Source organism: Catenuloplanes japonicus, assembly GCF_000717135.1.
Classification (GTDB): Bacteria; Actinomycetota; Actinomycetes; order Mycobacteriales; family Micromonosporaceae; genus Catenuloplanes; species Catenuloplanes japonicus.
Window position 1 is genome coordinate 770,143 of the sequence record NZ_JNXY01000001.1, and the last position, 18,972, is coordinate 789,114.

The following is an 18,972-nucleotide window of genomic DNA, read 5'->3' on the forward strand; positions in this document are numbered from 1 at the left end:
ATGAAAAAGATTTTGATCTATGTCTTGGTGGGGTTCGGCATCTATCTGGTGATGCGGGCGGCGGTCGAGCCGTTCGTGATCGACGTCGGGGATCCGGAGACCTACGCACATGACTGGGGCGGGCCGTCGCTGGCGGGGGTGCTGGCGGTGCACATGGGGCCGGGCGTCGTGGCGGCGGTGCTGCTCACGTGGGCCGTGGTGCGATGGCGGCGTCAGTAGGTGTGGCGCAGCGTGCGCAGGCGCTGCATGAGCAGCGTGACCTCGTCGACGCCGAGGTGTTCCGGGACGAAGTCGTCGCCGGGCAGCACGTCGCCGATCGTCTCGCGGGCCTGGTCGGACTCGGTGTCGACCAGGCCCATCGACCAGTCGGGGAAGCTGCGCTGCGGCACGTCACGCACGGTGACCAGGGAGATGTGGTCGTGGCGCGGGTCGTCGGCGATGGTGCGGAACGTGCGGGTGATCTGCTCCGCGTCGCCCTCCAGGCACTGCAGGAAGTGTTCGGGGCTGAACAGCAGCACGCCTGTGAGGCCGAGGCGCGCGTTGTTCTCGCGGGCCTGGTCGCGGATGTTGAAGATGCTCTCCGGCGGCAGCCGATCCTGTTGGCTGCGGTAGATCAGCTGGGTCACCGTCATGGCCCAATTTTACCCATTTTGCGGGGTAAAACGGGCGGGTTGGTGGTGTGCGACGCTGGTCGGCATGACCATGGACGACATCATCGGGTACGTGTCCGGCCTCGACGGCGTGCTCGCGCTGCGCCCGCGTGAGGGCGACGGGACGCCGGAGATCGCCTGGGGCGACACGTTCTTCTACTACTCGCCGGACGGCAGCGTGCCCACGAACGTCCAGCCGTTCGCCACGATCGTGACCAAGGACTATCCGGAGGACGGGAGCTCGCGGCTGGACCGGCCGGGCTTCTTCCGGCTCAACATCGCCGATGTGTCGCGTTCGGCCGTCGCGCAGGCCGATGCCGACCCGAGCGACGAGGACGTGGTGTTCCCGCACCCGGTCTACGGGCGGATGGGCTGGGTCTCGATCGTCAACCCGGGCGAGCGGACGGACGCGGTGGCCCGGGAGCTGCTGGAGGCGGGGTACCGGACCGCGCGGTCACGCTACGAGCGCCGGGCGTCGCGCTGATGATCGGGGCGTCGATCGACGCCCCGATCGTGGGTCAGGCCGCCGCGGCGGCGGACATCGCGGCGCCGGTCAGCGCGACCGACTTGACCCGGTCCGCCGCGCTCTCCGCGTGGTGGGCCGTGATCAGCTCGTCCGCCTTGATCGAGTCGGCGAAGTCCTCCAGGTAGTCGCGCACCTGCTCCGGTGTGCCGACCGCGGTGTAGCGGGTCATCCGGGCCAGCTGCTGCCCGCCCGGCGAGGCGAGGAACGTGTCGATCTCCACGTCGGTGAAGTTGCCGCCGGTCGCGCCGCGCGAGATGAACGCCCGGGTGCGGTTGCGGTAGGCACGGGTCTTCTGGTCCTCCGCCTCCTCGTACGTGTCGGCGGCGATGACGTTCACGCCGGCGATCACGTACGGCTCGGCGAGCTGCGCGGACGGCGTGAACTGCTGCCGGTAGACCTGCACGGCCTGGTGCAGCGCGTCCGGCGCGAAGTGCGACGCGAACGCGTACGGCAGGCCGAGCTGGGCCGCGAGCTGCGCGCCGAACAACGACGAGCCGAGGATGAACAGCGGGACCTCGCCGTCCGGCTTCGGGTACGACTGCACGCCGGGGATGCGCGACTTGCCGGTCAGGTAACCCTGCAGCTCCAGCACGTCCTGCGGGAACGACTCCGCGGACAGGTTGTCGCGGCGCAGCGCCCGCATGGTCACCTGGTCGCTGCCGGGCGCGCGGCCCAGGCCGAGGTCGATCCGGTTCGGGAACAGCGTGCCGAGCGTGCCGAACTGCTCCGCGATGACCAGCGGCGAGTGGTTCGGCAGCATGATGCCGCCGGAGCCCAGCTTGATCGACTCGGTGCGGGCGGCGACGTAGCCGATCAGGACGCTCGTCGCGGACGACGCGATCGTCGCCATGTTGTGGTGCTCCGCGTACCAGACACGCCGGTAGCCCGCGCGCTCCGCGGCGCGGGCCAGGTCCACGCTGGCCTCGAAGCTGTCGCGCGCGGTCTGCCCGCTCGCGATCGGGGCGAGGTCGAGCAGGGAGAGTGCGGTGGGCATGGTGCCGCCTTCCGGTTACAGGTCGTGGTGCACACGTTCGGCGAATGCGCGGATCCGGGCCTCGTCGCGCCGGTAGTAGGTCCACTGGCCGCGACGGGTGGCCTGGAGGAAACCGGCACGCAGAAGGACGGCGAGGTGCGCGGACACGGTCGAGGCGGAACAGCCGGCGCGCTGCTGGATCAGGCCTGCGCACACGCCGAGCGGCTCGTCGCCGACCCGGTCGTCGAAGTGCGTGGCCGGGTCCTTCAGCCACTCCAGGATGCTCAGCCGCGTCTCGTTCGCCAGCGCCTTGCACTCGTCAAGCACACGTACCGTCCTTCGGCATTTCGCTAATCTCCGAAATTACGTCACTGAGGGTGTTCCCGCCACCATGACGCTGCTCACGCCGTACCCCCTGGTGGCTTATGGGGTGATTTTTCGAAGAATTTCGGGAATTTTGGTGGCGACGTCGCGCTCCTCGGGGGTGAGCCGCCGCAGCGCCTCGGCGATCGCGGCGGCGCGGCGGCGGCGGGCCTCCGCCAGACGGGCGGTGCCGGCCTCGGTGATCACCACGACGACCTGACGGCGGTCGAGCCCGTCCGGGCTGAGCGTGACCAGATCCTGCGCCGCGAGCAGGCTGATCGTGCGCGTCATCGACTGGTGGCGCACGCCCTCCCGCCGGGCCAGGTCCGCGATCGACAGCGCGCCCTCGCGGCCCAGGTGGCCGAGCGCCGCCAGCTGCCCCGGCGGCATCACCTCCATCGGCCGCACCCGCCGCACGAAGTCACCGACCGCGGCCCGCAGCGCCTCGGCGAGATCCAGATCGTCGCTCATTGGCAAAACTATACAGCCTTGCTGTACGTTCACCATATGCACAGCAAAACTGTAGATCCGTACGAGATCGCGTTCCCGGCCCCGGCCTTCACACTCCGCAGCACGTCGTTCGCGGCCGGTGATCCGCTGCCGGCCACGGCCTATGCGACCGGCGGCGACGTGGCGCCGGACCTGACCTGGGGCGATCTGCCCGACGGCACGTGCAGCCTGGTGGTGACCGCATTCGACCCGGACGCGCCGATCCCCGGCGGCTTCTGGCATTGGGCGGTCAAGGACATCCCGGTCGGCGGCCCGGTCTCCGGCGGCGTGGCGCTGGCCAACAGCCTCGGCGTCGCCGGCTACTCCGGCGTCAACCCACCGCCCGGCACCGGTACGCACCGGCTGTTCCTGTGCGCGACCGCGCTCGGGACTCCGCGGCTGGACCTGCCGCCGGCCGCGAGCCTGGCCATGCTGCACGTCCTGATGCTCCCGCACACGCTCGGCCGCGCGATCCTGGTCGGCACCAGCACGCCGTTTGCCGGATGAGCACCTTTTCCGGTTCCGCCAGGGATGCTGCCTGAGCGGTCAGCCGGCTGCCGGCCATCGGTAACGCACCTGCCAGCGGTTACCCGCCTTGACGATCTCCTCCGCGCTCACCGCCCGGCCGCCGCCCGCCAGCACCACCCGGAAGGTATGCAGCACCGGCACCACGCGCGGCAGCGCCAGCAACTCCGCCTCGCGTGGTGTCGCGGGCCGGGTGGAGATCAGATCGTCGAACTCCCGCGGCGCGAGGCCCAGTTCCGCGAGTACCGCCGCCGCGCCGCCCCGGATCTTCCGGCCCGCGGCGAGCGGCGTACCCCGGGCGATGCCGGTAGGGAAGTAGATCCGGTCGTACTCGACAGGATCGTCGCCGGCCAGCCATACCTGCTCCCGGCAGACGACCGGCTCGCCGCTCGCGACACCGAACGCGGCGGCGACCTTGGCCGGCGCGGGGACCTCGCCCACGCCGATCAGCCGGATCGTGCGCGGCGGGTGTGCTGTCCACGGATGAGGTGCTCCCGGCGTCGGTGTCCGGCCGTACTCCGCGGGCTCGATCGTCTCGTGCGGTGAGCTCCGGATGAACGTGCCGCTGCCGCGCCGCGCCTCGACGTACCCCTCGTCCTTGAGGATCCGCATGGCGTTCTGCGCGGTTTGATTCGAGATCGCGAACCGGCGCTGCAGTGCGGGCACGGACGGGGCTGTCGTGCCGGGCGGCAGATCACCGGACATGATCTCCGCCCGGATCTCCGCCGCGACCTGGGCGCTGCGATCCCGGTCGGTCACGGTGCCATCCGGTACCGCAGATGCTGCCCCGCGCCCATCACCATCACGCTGTATTCGAACGGGACACCGGACGCGGTCAGGCTGAGCCTGCTCAGCACCAGCACCGGGGCGGTGGTGAGCACCGCCAGCAGTTCTGCCTCGTCGTCGGCGGGGTGCCGCGCGGCGACGTCCTCCCGCACGTCCTCGGCATGGAATCCCAGCTCGGCCAGGAGCGTCACCGCCCCGCCGCGGATCTTCGACGGCTGTGCGAGGCCGGTCCCGACCGCGACGCCGAGCGGGTAGAACGAGCTGGCGATCTCCACCGGCTCGTCGTCCGCGAGGATCAGCCGCCGTCGTCGCACGACCGGGCTGCCGGGTGTCAGCGCGAGCGCCGCCGCCACGTCGTCCGGCGCGGCTATCTCACCCGCATCCAGAATCCGCTGCGAGCCGGTCCGTGACTCGGCCCGCGCCTGGGCGGCCCAGGCGTCACCCTGATCCGGCGTCAGATAGACCACCGAGTCGCTCGTCCATTCCCGGCTGCTCACCGCCGTGCCTCCCGATCATCCGGCCTGCCGGAACCTTAATACTCCGACCGAAGGTTTACCATCCAGGCAGTAACGTGCGATTCTGGAACCTGGATGGACGTCGACCGGTGTGGAGGCGTGGCGATGACCGTGACGGCATTCGGGGTCCGGCAGGCGATCGAGGTCGACCCGATCCCGGTCGACATGGCGGTGATTCGATTCGATGAGGATCTGCAGATCAGCGTCGTCGTCGAGGGCGGAGTCGCCGTTCCGGCACTGAAGCACTCCACCGGCAGTACCTCCACCAGCACCGCCAGTCAGGACAACCGCGGTGGTGCCGACCGCGACTCCGACCGGACCGAGGACTGACGGATGTCCGGGCCGCGGACGGTCGCGGTCTTCACCGGCGAGTGCGACGTCACCGCCGATGTCGTCATCATCGAGCTGGGCCGCCGGGGCGTTCCGGTCTTTCGCGTCGACCCGGCGGCTTTTCCGGCCGAGATGACGATGAGTGCCCGATTTGACGGCACCTGGTCCGGGCGTCTGCGCGCCGGAAGACGATCCGTCGATGTGGCGGACGTGGTTTGTGCCTGGTGGCGGCGTCCGAACCCGATCGCCGCGCCGACCGGGGCGACGGAGGCCGAGTGGACGAGGTCGGAAGCTGTTGCCGGATTTCGTGGTGTGCTGGCGGTCCTGCCGTGGCTCAATCATCCGGACGGCATACGCGCCGCTGAGCACAAGCCATGGCAGCTCGCGACGGCCGCGCGGGTCGGGCTGAAGACCGTACCGACGTTGATCACGAATGACGGGGCAGAGGCGAGGGCGTTCGCCGCGGCACAGAATCGAATCGTTTACAAGCCGCTGACCAGTGGTGTTCTCGACGACGGCAGGGTGGTCTATGCGCGTCCCGTCGATCCGGAGGTGCTGGACGAGAGCATCGCGGTGACCGCGCATCTGTTTCAGCGGCAGGTGCCGAAGTCGCATGAATTGCGGGTGACCGTGGTGGACGGGCGCATGTTCACGGCGCGGATCGACGGCCTGTCGGAGCTTGCTCGGCAGGACTGGCGGGCCGATCACAGCAACGTCCGCTACCGCGCAGACCGGCTGCCGGACGATGTCGCGGAACGGGTCCGGCGCTTTCTGGCTCTCGGCCGCCTGCGTTTCGCGGCGCTGGACTTCGTCGTTACGCCGGGCGGTGAGCACGTGTTCCTGGAGGCGAATCCGAACGGGCAATGGGCGTGGATCGAGCAGGAGACGGGGCTGCCGATCGCGGCGGCCATCGCCGATGCGTTGGAGAGTGGCCGCCATGACTGATGCGTTCGGCCTGCGAAGAGGTTCCGCCTGGCGGGAGGCGTTCTCGGTCGTACCCCGGCATGCTTTTCTGCCCTGGTTCTTTGTCTCCACGCCGGACGGCGGCTGGCGTGAGGTGCGCGAGAGCGACCCGGACCATGCCGCGCTGGTGTCGTCGGACTCCACGCTGACCACGCGGCTGGACGAGAACGGGCGCGGCATCTCCAGTTCCACCCAGCCGTCACTGATGGCGATCATGCTGGATGCGCTCGGCCTGCGCGGGGACGAACGGGTCCTGGAGATCGGCACCGGGACCGGCTACAACGCGGCGCTGCTGGCGCACCGGCTCGGTGGGGACCGGGTGACGTCGGTCGAGGTCGATCCGGTGGTGGCCGAGACGGCGCGCCGGAACCTCGCGGCAGCCGGATATGCGCCGTTCACCGTGGTCGGCGATGGGGAGAAAGGCTGGCCGGAGCGCGCGCCCTACGACGCGCTGATCGCGACCGTCGCGGTGCCGGAGATCCCGGCGGCCTGGATCGGGCAGATCAGGGACGGCGGCGTCATCGTGGCCAGCCTGTGGCGTGACCTGGGTGGAGGCCCGCTGGTGCGGCTCGTGGTGGACGGCGGGGCCGTGCGGGGACGGTTCCTGCCGACGCCCGGAGGCTTCATGCCGGTCAGGTCCGCGGCGCCGGTCGGCGCGGAGCTGGCTGTCGGCCTGCGCCAGCGGCACCTCGGCACGCGTCGGCGGAGCACCCAGCGGCCGGAGGTGCTGCACGAGCCCGACGCCGGGCTCTGGATCGCGCTACTGGTCCGGGACACCACCTGGCTCGGCTTTACGCCGGACGGGGGTGAGGAGCAGACCTGGCTGTTCGCGCCGGACGGGTCGTGGGCCGTGGTCGAGGGCGACGAGGTCACGCAGCACGGCCCACGGGCGCTCTGGGACGAGGTCGAGGCGGCCGAGGCACGCTGGCGAAGGGCGGGCGGGCCGGCCCGCGACCGGCTCGGGCTGACCGTGGAGCGCGGTGCCCACCGGTTCTGGGTCGATGAGGATCTCAGGCCGTGACCGGGTCCTGGAGGAAGGTCTGGGCGTGGGCGACCAGCGCCTCCGGGTCGTCCACGTGGAAGCGCAGCTCCGTCACGCCGGCGGCCGGGCCCTTCGGGAGTGCCAGCGTGACCGGCTCGCGGAAGACGACGTCGACGGCCGTGAGGCTGCTGATCGCGATGCTGACCACGTCGCCCTCGCGCTGCACGGTGGCGCCGTCGATCAGGTAGCGGCTTCGCGTGCGTACCGTGGCGATGGTCTCCCAGGGAAGGACCAGGTCGAGCGTGTGGGAGTTGCGGACGCGCAGGCCGGACGGGCCGGTCAGGTGCGGGTGGGTGAGGATGTTCGCGGCGAGGCCGATCATCCACAGCAGGCCCCAGACGCCGAGGACCAGTGCCACCGTCCGCAGCCAGCCCCAGCTGGGCAGGAAGTGGTGGATCGCGAGGTCCACCGCGACGATGTCGATGGCGGAGACCACGATGAAGACGCCGAGGACCGGGGCGATCGGGCGGACGTAGCCGAAGCGCCGCGCGCCCTCCTCGATCGGCGCCGGGCGGCGGAACGTCAGCCGGTAGAGGCTCACCCAGAGCGCTATCTCCCAGCTCAATGCCTTCTTGATCATGTAAACCCCCTTTTGCGTTTCACCTGTAATGTAAAAGGGGGAACGCCCCGGTGTCAATACAGTCGTAATGTGAAAACATGGCGGTGTGCCGAAGAAGGTTGATCATCAGGAACGGCGGGCGCTGATCATCGACGCGCTCATGCGGGTTGCGGCCAGTGGTGGCCTCGAGGCGGTGAGCCTCCGTCATGTCGCCACCGAGGCCGGCGTCACCGCCGGCATGGTCCAACACTATTTCGCGACAAAAGACGAAATGATGCGCTTTGCGCTGGAAGGGATCGTCGAGCGCACCTCTGCCCGCATCGACGCTGCCATGGCCGCGGCGCCATCACCCATGACACCCGCGGCCACGGTACGCACGCTGCTGACCACGTTGCTGCCGCTCGACGAGCCGCGCCGCGCGGACGGGCGGGTGGCGGTGTCGTTCCTCGCCTACGCCGCGGTCGAGCCTGCCGCGGCCGGCCTGCTGCGCGAGGGTACCCAGCAGATGATCGCGTTCATGGCCGATCAGGTCCGGGCGGTGCGTGCCGATATCGACGCCGAGGCCGCGGGTGCCGGGCTGATCGGGCTGATGGAGGGCCTGTCGCTCTACGTGCTCAACGGGCACCTCGCCGGCGACGCCGCGATCCGCGCGCTCGACACTCATCTGCGCCTCGTCTTCTCGTCTGAGGCTTAATACAGTCGCTTGCAATAGACCGCGCGTGCAGCTAATCTGGCGAACCGACGAATTGACTTCTCGGGAAGCGTGGCCTCTGTGACCAGACGACTGTTCGAGCCGATCACCCTGCCCACGGCGGACGGCGCCGGGCTGCGCGTACGCAACCGTGCCTTCGTGGCCCCCATGTGCCAGTACGCGATCGACGCCGAGGACGGCGTCCCCACGGACTGGCACCTGGTGCACCTGGGCGCGCACGCGTCCGGCGGCTTCGGCCTCGTCATGACGGAGGCGACCGGCGTCGAGGCACGCGGGCGCATCTCGCCGCGTGACGTCGGCCTCTACAACGACGAGCAGCAGGCCGCGCACGCCCGGATCGTCCGGTTCATCCACACGCAGGGCGCGCACGCCGGCCTGCAGATCGCGCACGCCGGCGGCAAGGCGTCCACCTACCCGTCGCTGCCCGGCCAGCCGACCGCGACCGTGCCCGCGTCCGAGCGCGGCTGGTCCACCGTGAGCAGCTCCGACGGCCCGGTGCTCCCGGCGTACGACGCCGCCACCGGCCTGGACGAGGCCGGCATCAACGACGTCATCGCCGCGTTCGCGGACTCGGCCCGGCGCGCGGACGAGGCCGGCTACGACGTGGTGCAGATCCACGCGGCCCACGGCTACCTGCTTCACCAGTTCCTGTCGCCGCTGACCAACAAGCGCACGGACGCCTACGGCACCGACGAGGAGGGCCGCTTCCGCATCGTCCTCGAGATCGCCGCCGCGGTCCGCAAGGTCTGGCCCGCACACAAGCCGCTCGGCATCCGCGTCAGCGCCACCGACTGGGTCGAGGGCGGCTGGGACGTCGAGGCCACCGCGCGCCTGGTCCGCCGCCTCGCCGACGAGCACGGCGTGTCCTGGGTCGACGTCTCCAGCGGCGGCCTCACCAACGGCTCCACCATCCCGGTCGGCCCCGGCTACCAGGTTCCCGCCGCCGCGCACCTGTCCGCCGCGCTCGCCGGCACCGGCGTGGTCGTCAGCGCCGTCGGCATGATCGAGGACGCGCACCAGGCCGAGACGATCCTGGTCACCGGCCAGGCCGACGCCGTCTCCATCGGCCGCGCCGCGCTCCGCAACCCGCACTGGGCCGCCCAGGCCGCCGCGGTTCTGGGAGTCCCGGCCGCCGACGTTCCCGCCGCCCCGCAGTACTGGCGTGCCCGCTGGTGAAGATCTAGATCAAACCCCGCCGAGGGTACGGGTGAGGCCGGCCGCTTCCGTGGCCAGACGGGAGCGGCCGCCGGCGCCTCCGGCGTGAACGTGCGCACCCGAGGCGCGAGCGCGCGCCGTTCCCGCTCGCCCCCGGCGGTCCAGGCGGCGACGTCATCGAACGAGATCGGCATGGCCGTGACCGTATCCGTTCCCGTCGAGCGTCCTGATCAGCCGGGCCGCCTCCGTGACCAGCCGCGACTTCCCGCCCCGCGCCGCGATCGCGGCCACCTCGGGCATCCTGTCGGTGGCGTGGACGGCCGCGACCGCGGACTCGGCCAGCTGCAGCAGCGCGGGCGTGCCGGACGGGGGCGACGACGCGGTGAGCACGGCCGGGACGAGTGCGCGGGCGACGGCCCAGACCTCCGCGGCCGCGCCGGCGCGGACCACCTCGTCGAGGCAGCCGGTGACTCGGGTGAGCACCAGTACACCGTGCCGGAGGAGCGCGACCAGTTCCCGGCCGAGGAGCGTGCCGTCGAGGACGCCGAGGCCGGCGAGGTGCAGAAACGCGTCCGTCGCGGCCAGCCGCTCGCCGGTGCGGCCGGCGGTCAGCCCGAGCGCGAGGCACAGCGCGGTCGCCGGCCCGAACGGCCCGCCCGTGCGGGCGAGCGCCGGGAGCAGGTCGAACGTGCCCGGGTAGTTCTCGTGGAGCGCCACGGTGAGGTGCGGTTGCAGGTGCGCGGCGACCAGCTCGCGGCGGCCCGGCAGCATCATCGCCCAGGTGGCCAGGTGGTCGCTGCAGACTTGGCCCGGCCTGGCCGGCGGCACGTCCAGCAGCCCGTCCGGCACGGTCAGCGACGGGTGGACGGCGATCTCGCACGCGGCCACCCGGCGTGGACCGGACCAGGGGTGGCCCCAGTAGCGGAAGCTGTCGGCGCAGGTCTCCAGCGCCACGTCGGTCGTGACGCCGATCGGATCGGGCCGGCCGCCGTCGCGCAGCCAGTCCGCGAACGCACGACCGGCCGGGCCGGTGAGCCGCGCCGCGTCTCCGGCGATCGCCGGGCCGACGTCGCGGGGCAGGCGCAGCAGGGCCTGGGACAGGTCGTAGGGCCCCGGTTCCCACCCGTCCGCCTCGGCGGATTGCAGCAGCGCGAGGACCCGTGCGGGATCGACGTGCCCGTCGATCGTGGCCGGTGTGGCGAGCAGGCCGGGCGGTGGGGCGGCGATGCGGTCGCCGAGCTCCCGGAGGCGTGCGAGCCACATCAGATCAGGAGGCGCCGCGGGGTACGGATGGAAGTCCGGCACACCCGGCCACCCGCCCACGATCACGCTGCGTGCCAGGTTGTGGAGCGGCGTGTTCCGGGGCGGGAGGGTGTCGGTGAACGCGTGGGCGAGCGCGGACCGTTCCGTGCGCGCGAACCTCGCGATCCCGTCGAGGACGCGCTCGGCCTGCACCGGATCGCCGTCCCGGTCCCGGATGACCGCGACGGTGAAGGCCGCGAGTTCCGCGACGGACCCGATCGGCGGCGGCATCGGCGGGGCCGGCGGCGACACCCGGCCGGGCGGTGCGGCGGCACCGCTCGGCGCGGCCGCACCGCGCGTTCCGGCGTTGTTGCCTCGCCCTGGGGAATCACTCGGCCCAACGGCATCGCCAGGCCCGTCCGCATGGCGCGACTCGGCGGAACCACCCGGCCCGACAGCGCCGCCCGGCCAGCCGACATGTCCCGGCCCGACAGCGCCGCCCGGCCCGACAGCGCCGCCCGGTCCGACAGCGCCGCCCGGCCCGGCGCCGCTCGGCCCGGCGGCTCCGAGCACCGCCTCCGCCTGCCATCGCAGGTCGCCGTCCAGCCCGTCCGCCGCGGCGGCAAGCAGCTCACGCCCGCGCGAGCCGACCGCGTCCAGGTGCCGCCCCGCGATCGTCAGCGTCAGCTCCGTGATGTCGGCGGCGTGGCTGCCGAGGCCGGTCAGCAGCGCGGCGAACAGCCCCGGGTCCGGCGTGGCGGCCAGCGTCGTGTCCATCCAGGACAGTTGCGCGCGGACCAGCTTCTTCTCCGTCCGCGCCAGCACCGTGTAGCCGGCGTCCGCGACCAGTGCGGGATCCGTGCCGGCCGTGCGCAGCGCCTCCAGCGCCAGGCCGGCCACCATGCTGTGCGGGCCGGCGAGCAGGCCGAGGTATTCGTGCGTGCGTGCCGCCGACTCCGCGGCCGTGGGTGCGAGCATCCGGTGCAGCGCGACGACCGGCCGGATCGCGCCCGGCCGGCCGCCGCCCACCAGCCGCAGCACGCAGCAGTCCAGCAGCACGGTCCGGTCGAATCCGCCGACCGCGCAGAGCCGGGTGAGCGCGGCCGGCCCGGACCCGTCCAGCTCCGAGGTGACGCCGGTGACCTCGAAGACGCGCGGGAGCAGCTCCGGCGTCCACGGGTCGGCACGGAACCTGTCCGTGTCCAGCCCGGTCTCCCGCAGCCAGCCGCGCAGCACCGCCTCGGTGGCCGGCGGGGTCTGGCCGGTGGCCCGCAGCAGTGCGGCGGCCACCGCCCACTGCCGGTCGATGCCGTTCGGGCGCAGGCGGTCCGCGAGGCCGCGGGCGACCGCGGCGGCGGACGGGCGGCCGGGCAGCTGGAGCACGCGCACGATCGCGGCGGTCCCGGCCGGCGTGCTCGGCTCCCAGAACCGGTCGGAGCGCAGCCAGGAGACGATGTCGGCCGCGCGGGGCAGGCAGGCGGCGCCGGCGACCCGCAGCGCGTCCTGCCGGACCGGCGACCGGCGCGCCTCCAGGTCCCAGAGACGGCGATGCTCCTCGTAGGACATGGTCTGGACGAAGGCGGCGCTCTCGGGCCTGGGCTCCAGCTGCCGGATCGCGGGCGCGACGGTGCGGCGCTCCTGCTCGTCCGCCGCCGCCAGCGCGTCGGTCAGCGGCCCCACCGCGCCGGCCTGCACCCACGACGAGACCTGGTCGGCTGAGATCGGCATGGCCGGCACCGTATCGCCCGGGTCCGACAGAACCGCGCCCGCCCGGCAGTACCCATGATCGGGGCGGCCCTCATGACGACCTGGGGACGCCCCGATCACCGGGAAGCGCGGCGCGACGGGCTCAGGCCGTCGTCACCTCGAACAGCGCGGCCTGCTGCGGCTTGAGCAGCGGTACCGCCACCCCCGCCTCGGACAGTACCCGCCCCGGCAGCGTCACCGACCCCGCAGTGACCCACGGCGGCGGCGCGTCCTGCGTGACCGGCCCGGTCAGCAACGGCGTGACCGTGTAGACCCGCTCCGGATCGAGTCCGGGGAACCGTACCGGTGACGGCAGTGCTGCTTGTGGGGTTTCGAGCGTCACATAGGCGAAGATCGCGCTGCGAAGATCCTGCGCCACCACGCCGTGCACCAGCTGCGCCGGGTCCGCGGTGTCGGCGCGCACCACGCGACCGGTGTGCAGCAGGCCGCGCAGCCGTTTGTGCAGCGTGATCCACGCCGCGATCGCGTCCCGCTCGGAGTCGGTCGCGTGCAGCAGGTTCCATTCGATGCCCGCGCTGCCGAACAGCGCGGTGATCTGCCGGAACGCGAGGTCGGTGGTGCGACCGGTGATGTGCGCGTCCCGGTCTCCGAGGTGACCACCCAGATACTCCGGGGGTACGAGCAGAGACGTCCATCGCTGGATCGACTGCCGGTCCAGCGGGTCGTTGGTGTCCGAGGTCCAGAACCGGTCGACCAGCTCCAGGATGCCGAGGTCGATGCGCGCGCCGCCGGACGCGCAGCTCTCGATCTCCACGTCCGGGTGGGCCGCGCGCAGCTCGCCGAGCAGCCGGTAGAGCGCGGTCGTCTGCCGGTGCGCCACATTGGGCGTGAGCACGTCCCGGTTGTGGTCCCACTTGAGGAACGCGATCGGATACTCGGTCAGCAGCGCGCTCAACCGCTCCAGAAGATAGGCGTAGGCGTCCGGGTTGGCCAGGTCCAGCACGCGCTGGAACCGCCACGTCGGGCCCTGACCGAGCACCCAGTCAGGATGCTGATCGGCGAGTAGGGACGAGGGGCTGACCATCTCCGGCTCGACCCACAGCCCGAAGTCCATCCCGGCGTCGTGGACCCGCGTGATCAGCGGATGCAGGCCGGCCGGCCACACGCCGGTGTCGACGAACCAGTCGCCGAGCGCGCGCCGGTCGTCGCGACGCCCGGTGAACCAGCCGTCGTCCAGCACGAACCGTTCCACGCCGACCGCGCCGGCCGCGTCCGCGAGCGCGCCGAGCGTCTCGAGATCCTGCGAGAAGTAGACCGCCTCCCACGTGTTCAGCACGACCGGTCGCGGGCGGCGCAGCGTGTTCCGGCCGCGGATCCACGGGTGGAGCCGGTCGGAGAGCCCGTCCAGGCCCCGATCGGACCAGGCCGCCACCAGCCACGGCGTGCGGTGCTCCGCGCCGGGCGCGACGACCACCTCACCGGCGCCGAGTAGTTCGCCCGCGCCGATCACGGCCGGGCCGAGCGCGGACCGGGACGCCCAGACGCGCTTGTCGCCGCTCCACGCCAGGTGCGCGGCCCAGACCTCGCCGTCGCGGAACCCGAACCCGGGCTTCCCGGCGGCCAGCAGGAACGCGTCGTCGTGGCCGGGGCGGCCGTGCCGGGACTCGCGCATCCACGCGCCCTGGTGCAGTTCGCCGCGCTGCGGGCGGCGCTCGTGCGCCCAGAGGCCGGAGAAGTCGAGTACCTCGCGGGCCCGGTCCGGGACCGGCAGCTGCACGTCGAGCGCGGTCAGCACGAAGTCGGCGTCGCCGTTGTTGACCAGCGTGTGCCGCACCCGCAGCACGCCCTCGGGCGAGAGCTCGAGCCGGGTGGTGACCGAGAGCGGCCCGTCGGCGGACACGCTGATCCACCCGTCCCCGGACGCGACCGACCAGCCGGTGGGCGCGTACGGCGCGTGCGTGACGAAGAAGCCGTCGAGGCCGGGTCGCTCGCTCCAGCCGTCGGCGAACGACGGCAGCAGCGGCAGCCGCAGCGGCACGTCGATGCTGCTGGGCGGCACCGCGGGTACGGACGCGCCGGCGAGCGCGGCGAGCGACTCCGGGGAGAGGTCGCCGAGGTCGGCGCCCCAGTGGACGATGGCGGGCGGTCGTGCGTCGCGGGCGTCCAGCACGAGGCTGACGCCCGCGGCGCGAAGCTGGCGGATCAGGGCTTACTCCTTGACGGGAATGGACTGCGATTTCAGGGTGTCGACGGTCGACCGTTGTGCCGCGGCGAGCGCGCCGGTCAGCGTGCCGCCGCCGGAGACGGCCGTCTTGAAGCCGTCCGAGGTGGTGGCGTACGTCGAGGTCATCGTGGGTCCCCAGACGAAGCCCGGGGTGACCTGCGTGGCGGCCTGCGCGAAGACCTCGTAGATCTTCTGGCCGCCGTAGAACTCGACGCCCTGCGCGTAGACCGGCAGGCTCGCGCCGGCCTTCGTCGCCGGGTACAGGTTGGCCTTCTGGGCCAGCAGGGTGAGCGCCTCCTCACTGGTGTTCAGCCACAGCGCGAACTGCGCGGCCTCGTACGGGTGCGCCGAACCCTTGAACACCGCGGTGGACGAGCCGCCCCAGTTGCCGGAGACCGCGCCCCCTGCCTGCCACTGTGGCATAGGAGCGACCGCCCAGCGGCCGGCCGTGTCCGGCGCGCCGGAGGAGATCGAGTTCGCGCCCCAGACCGCGGAGACCCAGGTCCAGGCGCTGCCGGAGTTGTAGGCGTGGTCCCACTCGGTGGTCCACGGCGGCACGGTGGAGACGAGCTTCCGGTCGAGCAGGCCCTGCCAGTACGCGGCGACCTTGGTGGTCTCCGGGTCGGTCAGCCGCACGGTCCACGCGTCGCCGTCATTGGCGAACCAGTGCGCGCCGGCCTGCCAGGACAGGCCCGCGAACTGGTTGATGTCGCTCTGCGAGAAGTTCGTGATGTAGCCGCCGGCGGCGCGCACCTTCTCGGCCGCGGCCGCGTACTCGTCCCAGGTCGCCGGCACCGCGATGGTGTTCTTCTCGAACAGGTCCTTGCGGTAGAACAGCGCCATCGGGCCGGAGTCCTGCGGGATGCCGTAGGCCGAGTTCTCCTCGCCGAAACTCACCTGGTCCCAGGTCCAGTCGATGAATTGACCGCGGGCGTCGGCCACGTTCGCGCAGGCGCCGAGGTCGAACAGGCCGTCCTGGACGCGGAAGCTCGGCAGCGCGTCGTACTCGATGTGGCCGAGGTCAGGAGGGTTTCCGGCTCTGAGCTGATTGAAGAAGTTCTGATACGTACCGTTGTTGCCGTTCGGTCCGGTCTGGACCTTGATCTGGATCTTCGGGTTGGCCTTGTTCCAGACGTCGACGACCTCCTCGATGCCGGGGATCCACGACGTGTAGGTCAGCGTGACCGATTGCGCGTCGCCGGGGGTGCAGGCCGCCGCATCGGCGGTATCGTCCGGTGCGGAACAGGCGGTGACCAGCACGGCAACGCTCGCTGCCACGGCGAGCGGCCGACGGGGGATCTTCATCGGTCTCCCTGCTTTCTGATGAGGGGGTGTTACTTCACGGACCCGGTGCCGAGACCGTTGCGCCAGAAGCGCTGGAGGAGCAGAAAGGCGACCACCAGGGGTACGACCGAGAGCAGCGCACCGACGAGCACCAGCCCGCGCAGTTGCGGCACCTGGTTGACCTGCGTGTTCCACGTGTAGAGCCCGAGCGTGACCGGGAACAGCCGCTCGTCGCCCAGCATGATCAGCGGCAGCAGGAAGTTGTTCCACACCGCGGTGAACTGGAACAGGAAGATCGTCACCAGCGCCGGCAGCATCAGTCGCGCCGAGATCGTGAAGAAGGTGCGCACCTCACCGGCGCCGTCGATCCTGGCCGCCTCGACCAGCTCGCCGGGCACGCTCGCGGCCGCGTAGATCCGGGCCAGGTAGACGCCGAACGGGTTGACCAGGCTCGGCAGGAACACGGCCCAGAACGTGTTGGCCGCGCCGGCCCTGCTGAAGATGAGGAAGAGCGGCAGCGCGAGCGCGGTCGCGGGCACCAGCACGCCGCCGAGCACCACGTTGAAGATCGTCTCCCGGCCCGGGAAGCGGTAGATCGCCAGCGCATAACCGCACATCGCGGCCAGCAGCGTGCCGATCAGCGCGGCGCCGGCCGTGTAGAGCACGCTGTTGCCCATCCAGCGCACGAAGATCCCGTCACGGTACGTCAGCACCTCGCGCACGTTGTCCACCAGCGCGACGTCCGCGAACCACAGCGGCGCGGTGGTGGTGAAGTCCGCGCGGGTCTTGGTGGCGCTGACGAACAGCCACCAGATCGGCGTCAGGAAGTAGACCGTGCACACGCCCATCACGGTCATCGCGGCCGGCCGGCCCTTCATCGCGTGCTCACCTTCAGCACCGTGAACGACAGCGCGCAGGTGGCCAGCGCCAGGACCACGGAGAACGCGGCGGCCAGGTGGAAGTTCGGGATCGAGGAGGTGGCGTAGACGGTCAGGTTCGGCGTGTAGGTGCTGGACACCGCGGAGCTGAAGCTGCGGAACACCTGCGGCTCGGCCAGCAGTTGCAGCGTGCCGATGACCGAGAACACCGCGGTCAGCACGATCGCGGGCCGGACCAGCGGGATCTTCACCGACCAGGCGAGCCGCACCGGCCCGGCGCCGTCGATGCGCGCCGCCTCGTAGATCTCCGGCGGGACCGCCAGCAGCGCCGAGTAGATGATCAGCATGTTGTAGCCGACGTAGACCCAGGTCACCACGTTCGCCATCGCCCACAGCACGAGTCCGGCGTCCAGCGGCGCGATCGCCCTGGTCAGCGCGGTGAACGGCGACAGCGTGGGGGAGTAGAGGAAGCCCCACATGATCGCGGCGAGGACGCCCGGGATCGCATACGGCACGAAGAACGCCAGCCGGAAGAAGCGGCGCCCCTTCACCAGGCCGGAGTCGAGCAGCAGCGCGAGCAGCAGCGCCAGGCCGATCATCACCGGGACCTGCACCACGCCGAACAGCAGCACCCGCCCGACCGACGCCCAGAACGGCCCGTCGGCGAAGACGCGCTGGTACTGCACCAGACCGCCGAAGACCTCCCGCGCCGGCCCGAACGTGCCGGTGCGCTCGACCGTGTAGAGCGACTGGGCCACGGCGTACCCGATGGGCAGCAGGTAGAAGAGCGCGAACAGTGTCCCGAACGGCGCGACGAAGAAGACCACCGCGGACCGGTGCCTGGTCACGTAGCTGCCTCCCCGGCTTGTGTGCACGTGCACACATTTCCGTGCGGTGTCGGGTGTGTGAACGTGCACACAGTGTCACGCGGCCGTTCGGTGGTCAAGACCACGCCGCTACGCTGTGCCGCGTGGCAGCCAGCAGACCACCCAGACGCGCCACGGTGCACGACGTGGCGGCCGCGGCCGGCGTCTCCCGCGGCACCGTGAGCAGGGTCCTCAACGGCGGATACGTCTCCACCGAGGCCCGCGCGGCCATCGAGGCCGCGATCGCCTCCGTCGGCTACGTGCCGAACACGGCCGCCCGCAACCTGGTCCGCCGGCGCTCCCAGGCCGTCGGCTTCCTCACGCTCGAACCGCACTCGTTGCTGCTGGAGGACCCCAACATAGGGGCGATCATGCTCGGCGCCAACGAGACGCTCTCCATCGCCGACCACCAGATGGTCAGCCTGGTCGTCGACTCCGCCCGCGACACCGAGCGCGTGGCCCGCTACCTGAGCGGCGGCTTCGTCGACGGCGCCATCGTCGTCTCCGCCCGCACCCACGACCCGATCACCCGCGTGATCGCCTCCCTGGGCCTGCCCGCCGTCTTCGTCGGCCACCCACCGGACCTGAGCCGCGAGATCCCCTGGGTCGGCATCGACAACGCCGGCTCCGCCCAGGCCATCGTGACCCGGCTGATCGCCACCGGCCGCTCCCGGATCGGCATGATCGCCTCCGCCCTCGACCGTGATTCCGGCGCCGACCGGCTCGCCGGTTTCCGGGCCGCCCTGGGGGAGCGGTTCGATCCGGCGCTGGTGGTCGAGGCCCCGCTCTACGACTACACCGCCGGCGTGAAGGGCATGCGCGAACTGCTGTCCCGTGAGCCCCTTGTCGACGGCGTCTTCGCCGCGTCGGACGCGGTGGCCGCCGGCGCACTCGAGGTGCTCCGGGAGTCCGGCCGGGCCGTGCCCGCGGAGGTCGGGCTCGTAGGCTTCGACAACAGCACGTGGGCCCTGCGCACCCAGCCACCGTTGTCCACGATCCACCAGCCCGCACGGGACGTGGGTTCGGTCGCGGCGGACCTGGTCCTGCGCCAGATCGACGGCGAACACCCCGACCCGGTCGTGCTGCCCTCCCCGGTGGTCTGGCGCGCCTCGGCCTGATCGCCGGATGCCCCGCTCTCCCGCATCCCGAGAGTCTGCGTCCAGCATCCGGGACCCAAGATCCT

21 protein-coding genes are annotated in these 18,972 nt (G+C 71.6%); 9 read left to right on the forward strand and 12 right to left on the reverse strand.

The window, feature by feature from the left end; translation table 11 throughout:
* Nucleotides 1-219 carry a hypothetical protein gene (locus OP04_RS03590; RefSeq protein WP_033337852.1) on the forward strand — a complete coding sequence of 73 codons (219 nt, stop codon included), beginning with the start codon at nucleotides 1-3 and terminating at the stop codon, nucleotides 217-219.
* Here the strand turns inward: OP04_RS03590 and OP04_RS03595 are convergent.
* Nucleotides 213-632: a BLUF domain-containing protein gene (locus OP04_RS03595; protein ID WP_051797020.1), complete on the reverse strand. Its 420-nt coding sequence runs from the start codon at nucleotides 630-632 to the stop codon at nucleotides 213-215. The genes OP04_RS03590 and OP04_RS03595 overlap by 7 nt on opposite strands.
* Before the next feature lie 64 nt (nucleotides 633-696).
* Here OP04_RS03595 and OP04_RS03600 point away from each other — a divergent pair, with 64 nt between their 5' ends.
* Nucleotides 697-1,134: a DUF6194 family protein gene (locus OP04_RS03600; RefSeq protein ID WP_033337853.1), complete on the forward strand. Its 438-nt coding sequence runs from the start codon at nucleotides 697-699 to the stop codon at nucleotides 1,132-1,134.
* 34 nt (nucleotides 1,135-1,168) lie between these two features.
* Here the strand turns inward: OP04_RS03600 and OP04_RS03605 are convergent, their stop codons facing one another.
* The 3 genes from OP04_RS03605 to OP04_RS54470 form a co-directional block, all read right to left on the reverse strand.
* Entirely contained in the window at nucleotides 1,169-2,170 is a 1,002-nt protein-coding gene (locus OP04_RS03605) for an LLM class flavin-dependent oxidoreductase (protein ID WP_033337854.1), read from the reverse strand.
* A gap of 15 nt (nucleotides 2,171-2,185) precedes the next feature.
* On the reverse strand, nucleotides 2,186-2,476 hold the full coding sequence (locus tag OP04_RS03610) for an ArsR/SmtB family transcription factor (RefSeq protein WP_033337855.1): 291 nt from the start codon (nucleotides 2,474-2,476) through the stop codon (nucleotides 2,186-2,188).
* Between the two features lie 96 nt (nucleotides 2,477-2,572).
* Nucleotides 2,573-2,983 (reverse strand): MarR family winged helix-turn-helix transcriptional regulator, encoded by a 411-nt coding sequence (locus OP04_RS54470; RefSeq protein WP_033337856.1) that lies wholly within the window; start codon nucleotides 2,981-2,983, stop codon nucleotides 2,573-2,575.
* 36 nt (nucleotides 2,984-3,019) lie between these two features.
* On the opposite strand from OP04_RS54470, the gene OP04_RS03620 reads away from it, so the two are divergent.
* A complete protein-coding gene (locus OP04_RS03620) occupies nucleotides 3,020-3,508 on the forward strand; it encodes a YbhB/YbcL family Raf kinase inhibitor-like protein (protein ID WP_051797021.1) in 489 nt (162 codons plus the stop codon).
* Nucleotides 3,509-3,547: 39 nt separating this feature from the next.
* Here the strand turns inward: OP04_RS03620 and OP04_RS03625 are convergent, their stop codons facing one another.
* Together OP04_RS03625 and OP04_RS03630 are read right to left on the reverse strand one after the other, a co-directional pair.
* The gene (locus tag OP04_RS03625) at nucleotides 3,548-4,285 is read right to left on the reverse strand and encodes a GntR family transcriptional regulator (RefSeq protein ID WP_033337857.1); all 738 of its coding nucleotides are present in this window, start codon (nucleotides 4,283-4,285) and stop codon (nucleotides 3,548-3,550) included.
* A complete protein-coding gene (locus OP04_RS03630; protein ID WP_033337858.1) occupies nucleotides 4,282-4,809 on the reverse strand; it encodes a GntR family transcriptional regulator in 528 nt (175 codons plus the stop codon). The genes OP04_RS03625 and OP04_RS03630 overlap by 4 nt, the downstream gene beginning before the upstream one ends.
* 123 nt (nucleotides 4,810-4,932) lie before the next feature.
* Here OP04_RS03630 and tgmA point away from each other — a divergent pair, with 123 nt between their 5' ends.
* The 3 genes from tgmA to tgmC are packed head-to-tail and all read left to right on the forward strand — an operon-like array spanning nucleotide 4,933 to nucleotide 7,141.
* Nucleotides 4,933-5,157 (forward strand): putative ATP-grasp-modified RiPP, encoded by a 225-nt coding sequence (gene tgmA / locus OP04_RS03635; protein WP_051797061.1) that lies wholly within the window; start codon nucleotides 4,933-4,935, stop codon nucleotides 5,155-5,157.
* A 3-nt stretch (nucleotides 5,158-5,160) separates the two neighbouring features.
* Nucleotides 5,161-6,102, forward strand: a complete 942-nt coding sequence (tgmB, locus tag OP04_RS03640; RefSeq protein WP_033337860.1) for an ATP-grasp ribosomal peptide maturase — start codon at nucleotides 5,161-5,163, stop codon at nucleotides 6,100-6,102.
* Nucleotides 6,095-7,141: an ATP-grasp peptide maturase system methyltransferase gene (gene tgmC, locus OP04_RS03645; RefSeq protein WP_232323450.1), complete on the forward strand. Its 1,047-nt coding sequence runs from the start codon at nucleotides 6,095-6,097 to the stop codon at nucleotides 7,139-7,141. Before tgmB ends, tgmC begins: the two co-directional genes overlap by 8 nt.
* Here the strand turns inward: tgmC and OP04_RS03650 are convergent.
* The gene (locus OP04_RS03650; protein ID WP_033337861.1) at nucleotides 7,131-7,742 is read right to left on the reverse strand and encodes a hypothetical protein; all 612 of its coding nucleotides are present in this window, start codon (nucleotides 7,740-7,742) and stop codon (nucleotides 7,131-7,133) included. The genes tgmC and OP04_RS03650 overlap by 11 nt on opposite strands.
* A gap of 85 nt (nucleotides 7,743-7,827) precedes the next feature.
* Here OP04_RS03650 and OP04_RS03655 point away from each other — a divergent pair, with 85 nt between their 5' ends.
* Both OP04_RS03655 and OP04_RS03660 read left to right on the forward strand, forming a co-directional pair.
* The gene (locus OP04_RS03655; RefSeq protein ID WP_033337862.1) at nucleotides 7,828-8,415 is read left to right on the forward strand and encodes a TetR/AcrR family transcriptional regulator; all 588 of its coding nucleotides are present in this window, start codon (nucleotides 7,828-7,830) and stop codon (nucleotides 8,413-8,415) included.
* Between the two features lie 78 nt (nucleotides 8,416-8,493).
* Complete coding sequence (locus OP04_RS03660) at nucleotides 8,494-9,609, forward strand: NADH:flavin oxidoreductase/NADH oxidase (RefSeq protein WP_033337863.1); 1,116 nt, start codon at nucleotides 8,494-8,496, stop codon at nucleotides 9,607-9,609.
* Nucleotides 9,610-9,762: 153 nt separating this feature from the next.
* Here the strand turns inward: OP04_RS03660 and OP04_RS03665 are convergent, their stop codons facing one another.
* The 5 genes from OP04_RS03665 to OP04_RS03685 form a co-directional block, all read right to left on the reverse strand.
* Entirely contained in the window at nucleotides 9,763-12,558 is a 2,796-nt protein-coding gene (locus OP04_RS03665) for a hypothetical protein (RefSeq protein ID WP_033337864.1), read from the reverse strand.
* Between the two features lie 121 nt (nucleotides 12,559-12,679).
* A complete protein-coding gene (locus OP04_RS03670; protein ID WP_085066176.1) occupies nucleotides 12,680-14,707 on the reverse strand; it encodes an alpha-galactosidase in 2,028 nt (675 codons plus the stop codon).
* A gap of 39 nt (nucleotides 14,708-14,746) precedes the next feature.
* Nucleotides 14,747-16,066 carry an extracellular solute-binding protein gene (locus OP04_RS03675; RefSeq protein ID WP_033337866.1) on the reverse strand — a complete coding sequence of 440 codons (1,320 nt, stop codon included), beginning with the start codon at nucleotides 16,064-16,066 and terminating at the stop codon, nucleotides 14,747-14,749.
* A gap of 29 nt (nucleotides 16,067-16,095) precedes the next feature.
* Nucleotides 16,096-16,923: a carbohydrate ABC transporter permease gene (locus OP04_RS03680; RefSeq protein ID WP_033337867.1), complete on the reverse strand. Its 828-nt coding sequence runs from the start codon at nucleotides 16,921-16,923 to the stop codon at nucleotides 16,096-16,098.
* Entirely contained in the window at nucleotides 16,920-17,771 is an 852-nt protein-coding gene (locus OP04_RS03685; RefSeq protein ID WP_033337868.1) for a carbohydrate ABC transporter permease, read from the reverse strand. The genes OP04_RS03680 and OP04_RS03685 overlap by 4 nt, the downstream gene beginning before the upstream one ends.
* Nucleotides 17,772-17,893: 122 nt before the next feature.
* Between OP04_RS03685 and OP04_RS03690 the strand changes: the two genes are divergently transcribed.
* A complete protein-coding gene (locus tag OP04_RS03690) occupies nucleotides 17,894-18,907 on the forward strand; it encodes a LacI family DNA-binding transcriptional regulator (RefSeq protein WP_085066178.1) in 1,014 nt (337 codons plus the stop codon).
* The last annotated feature ends 65 nt before the right edge of the window (nucleotides 18,908-18,972 follow it).

What these genes read in the sequence shown, in the direction of transcription:
- OP04_RS03590 (WP_033337852.1), top strand. Translation starts at nt 1, where the DNA reads ATGAAAAAGATTTTGATCTATGTCTTGGTGGGGTTCGGCATCTATCTG.
- OP04_RS03595 (WP_051797020.1), bottom strand. Translation starts at nt 632, where the DNA reads ATGACGGTGACCCAGCTGATCTACCGCAGCCAACAGGATCGGCTGCCG.
- OP04_RS03600 (WP_033337853.1), top strand. Translation starts at nt 697, where the DNA reads ATGACCATGGACGACATCATCGGGTACGTGTCCGGCCTCGACGGCGTG.
- OP04_RS03605 (WP_033337854.1), bottom strand. Translation starts at nt 2,170, where the DNA reads ATGCCCACCGCACTCTCCCTGCTCGACCTCGCCCCGATCGCGAGCGGG.
- OP04_RS54470 (WP_033337856.1), bottom strand. Translation starts at nt 2,983, where the DNA reads ATGAGCGACGATCTGGATCTCGCCGAGGCGCTGCGGGCCGCGGTCGGT.
- OP04_RS03620 (WP_051797021.1), top strand. Translation starts at nt 3,020, where the DNA reads ATGCACAGCAAAACTGTAGATCCGTACGAGATCGCGTTCCCGGCCCCG.
- tgmA (WP_051797061.1), top strand. Translation starts at nt 4,933, where the DNA reads ATGACCGTGACGGCATTCGGGGTCCGGCAGGCGATCGAGGTCGACCCG.
- tgmB (WP_033337860.1), top strand. Translation starts at nt 5,161, where the DNA reads ATGTCCGGGCCGCGGACGGTCGCGGTCTTCACCGGCGAGTGCGACGTC.
- tgmC (WP_232323450.1), top strand. Translation starts at nt 6,095, where the DNA reads ATGACTGATGCGTTCGGCCTGCGAAGAGGTTCCGCCTGGCGGGAGGCG.
- OP04_RS03650 (WP_033337861.1), bottom strand. Translation starts at nt 7,742, where the DNA reads ATGATCAAGAAGGCATTGAGCTGGGAGATAGCGCTCTGGGTGAGCCTC.
- OP04_RS03665 (WP_033337864.1), bottom strand. Translation starts at nt 12,558, where the DNA reads ATGCCGATCTCAGCCGACCAGGTCTCGTCGTGGGTGCAGGCCGGCGCG.
- OP04_RS03675 (WP_033337866.1), bottom strand. Translation starts at nt 16,066, where the DNA reads ATGAAGATCCCCCGTCGGCCGCTCGCCGTGGCAGCGAGCGTTGCCGTG.
- OP04_RS03680 (WP_033337867.1), bottom strand. Translation starts at nt 16,923, where the DNA reads ATGAAGGGCCGGCCGGCCGCGATGACCGTGATGGGCGTGTGCACGGTC.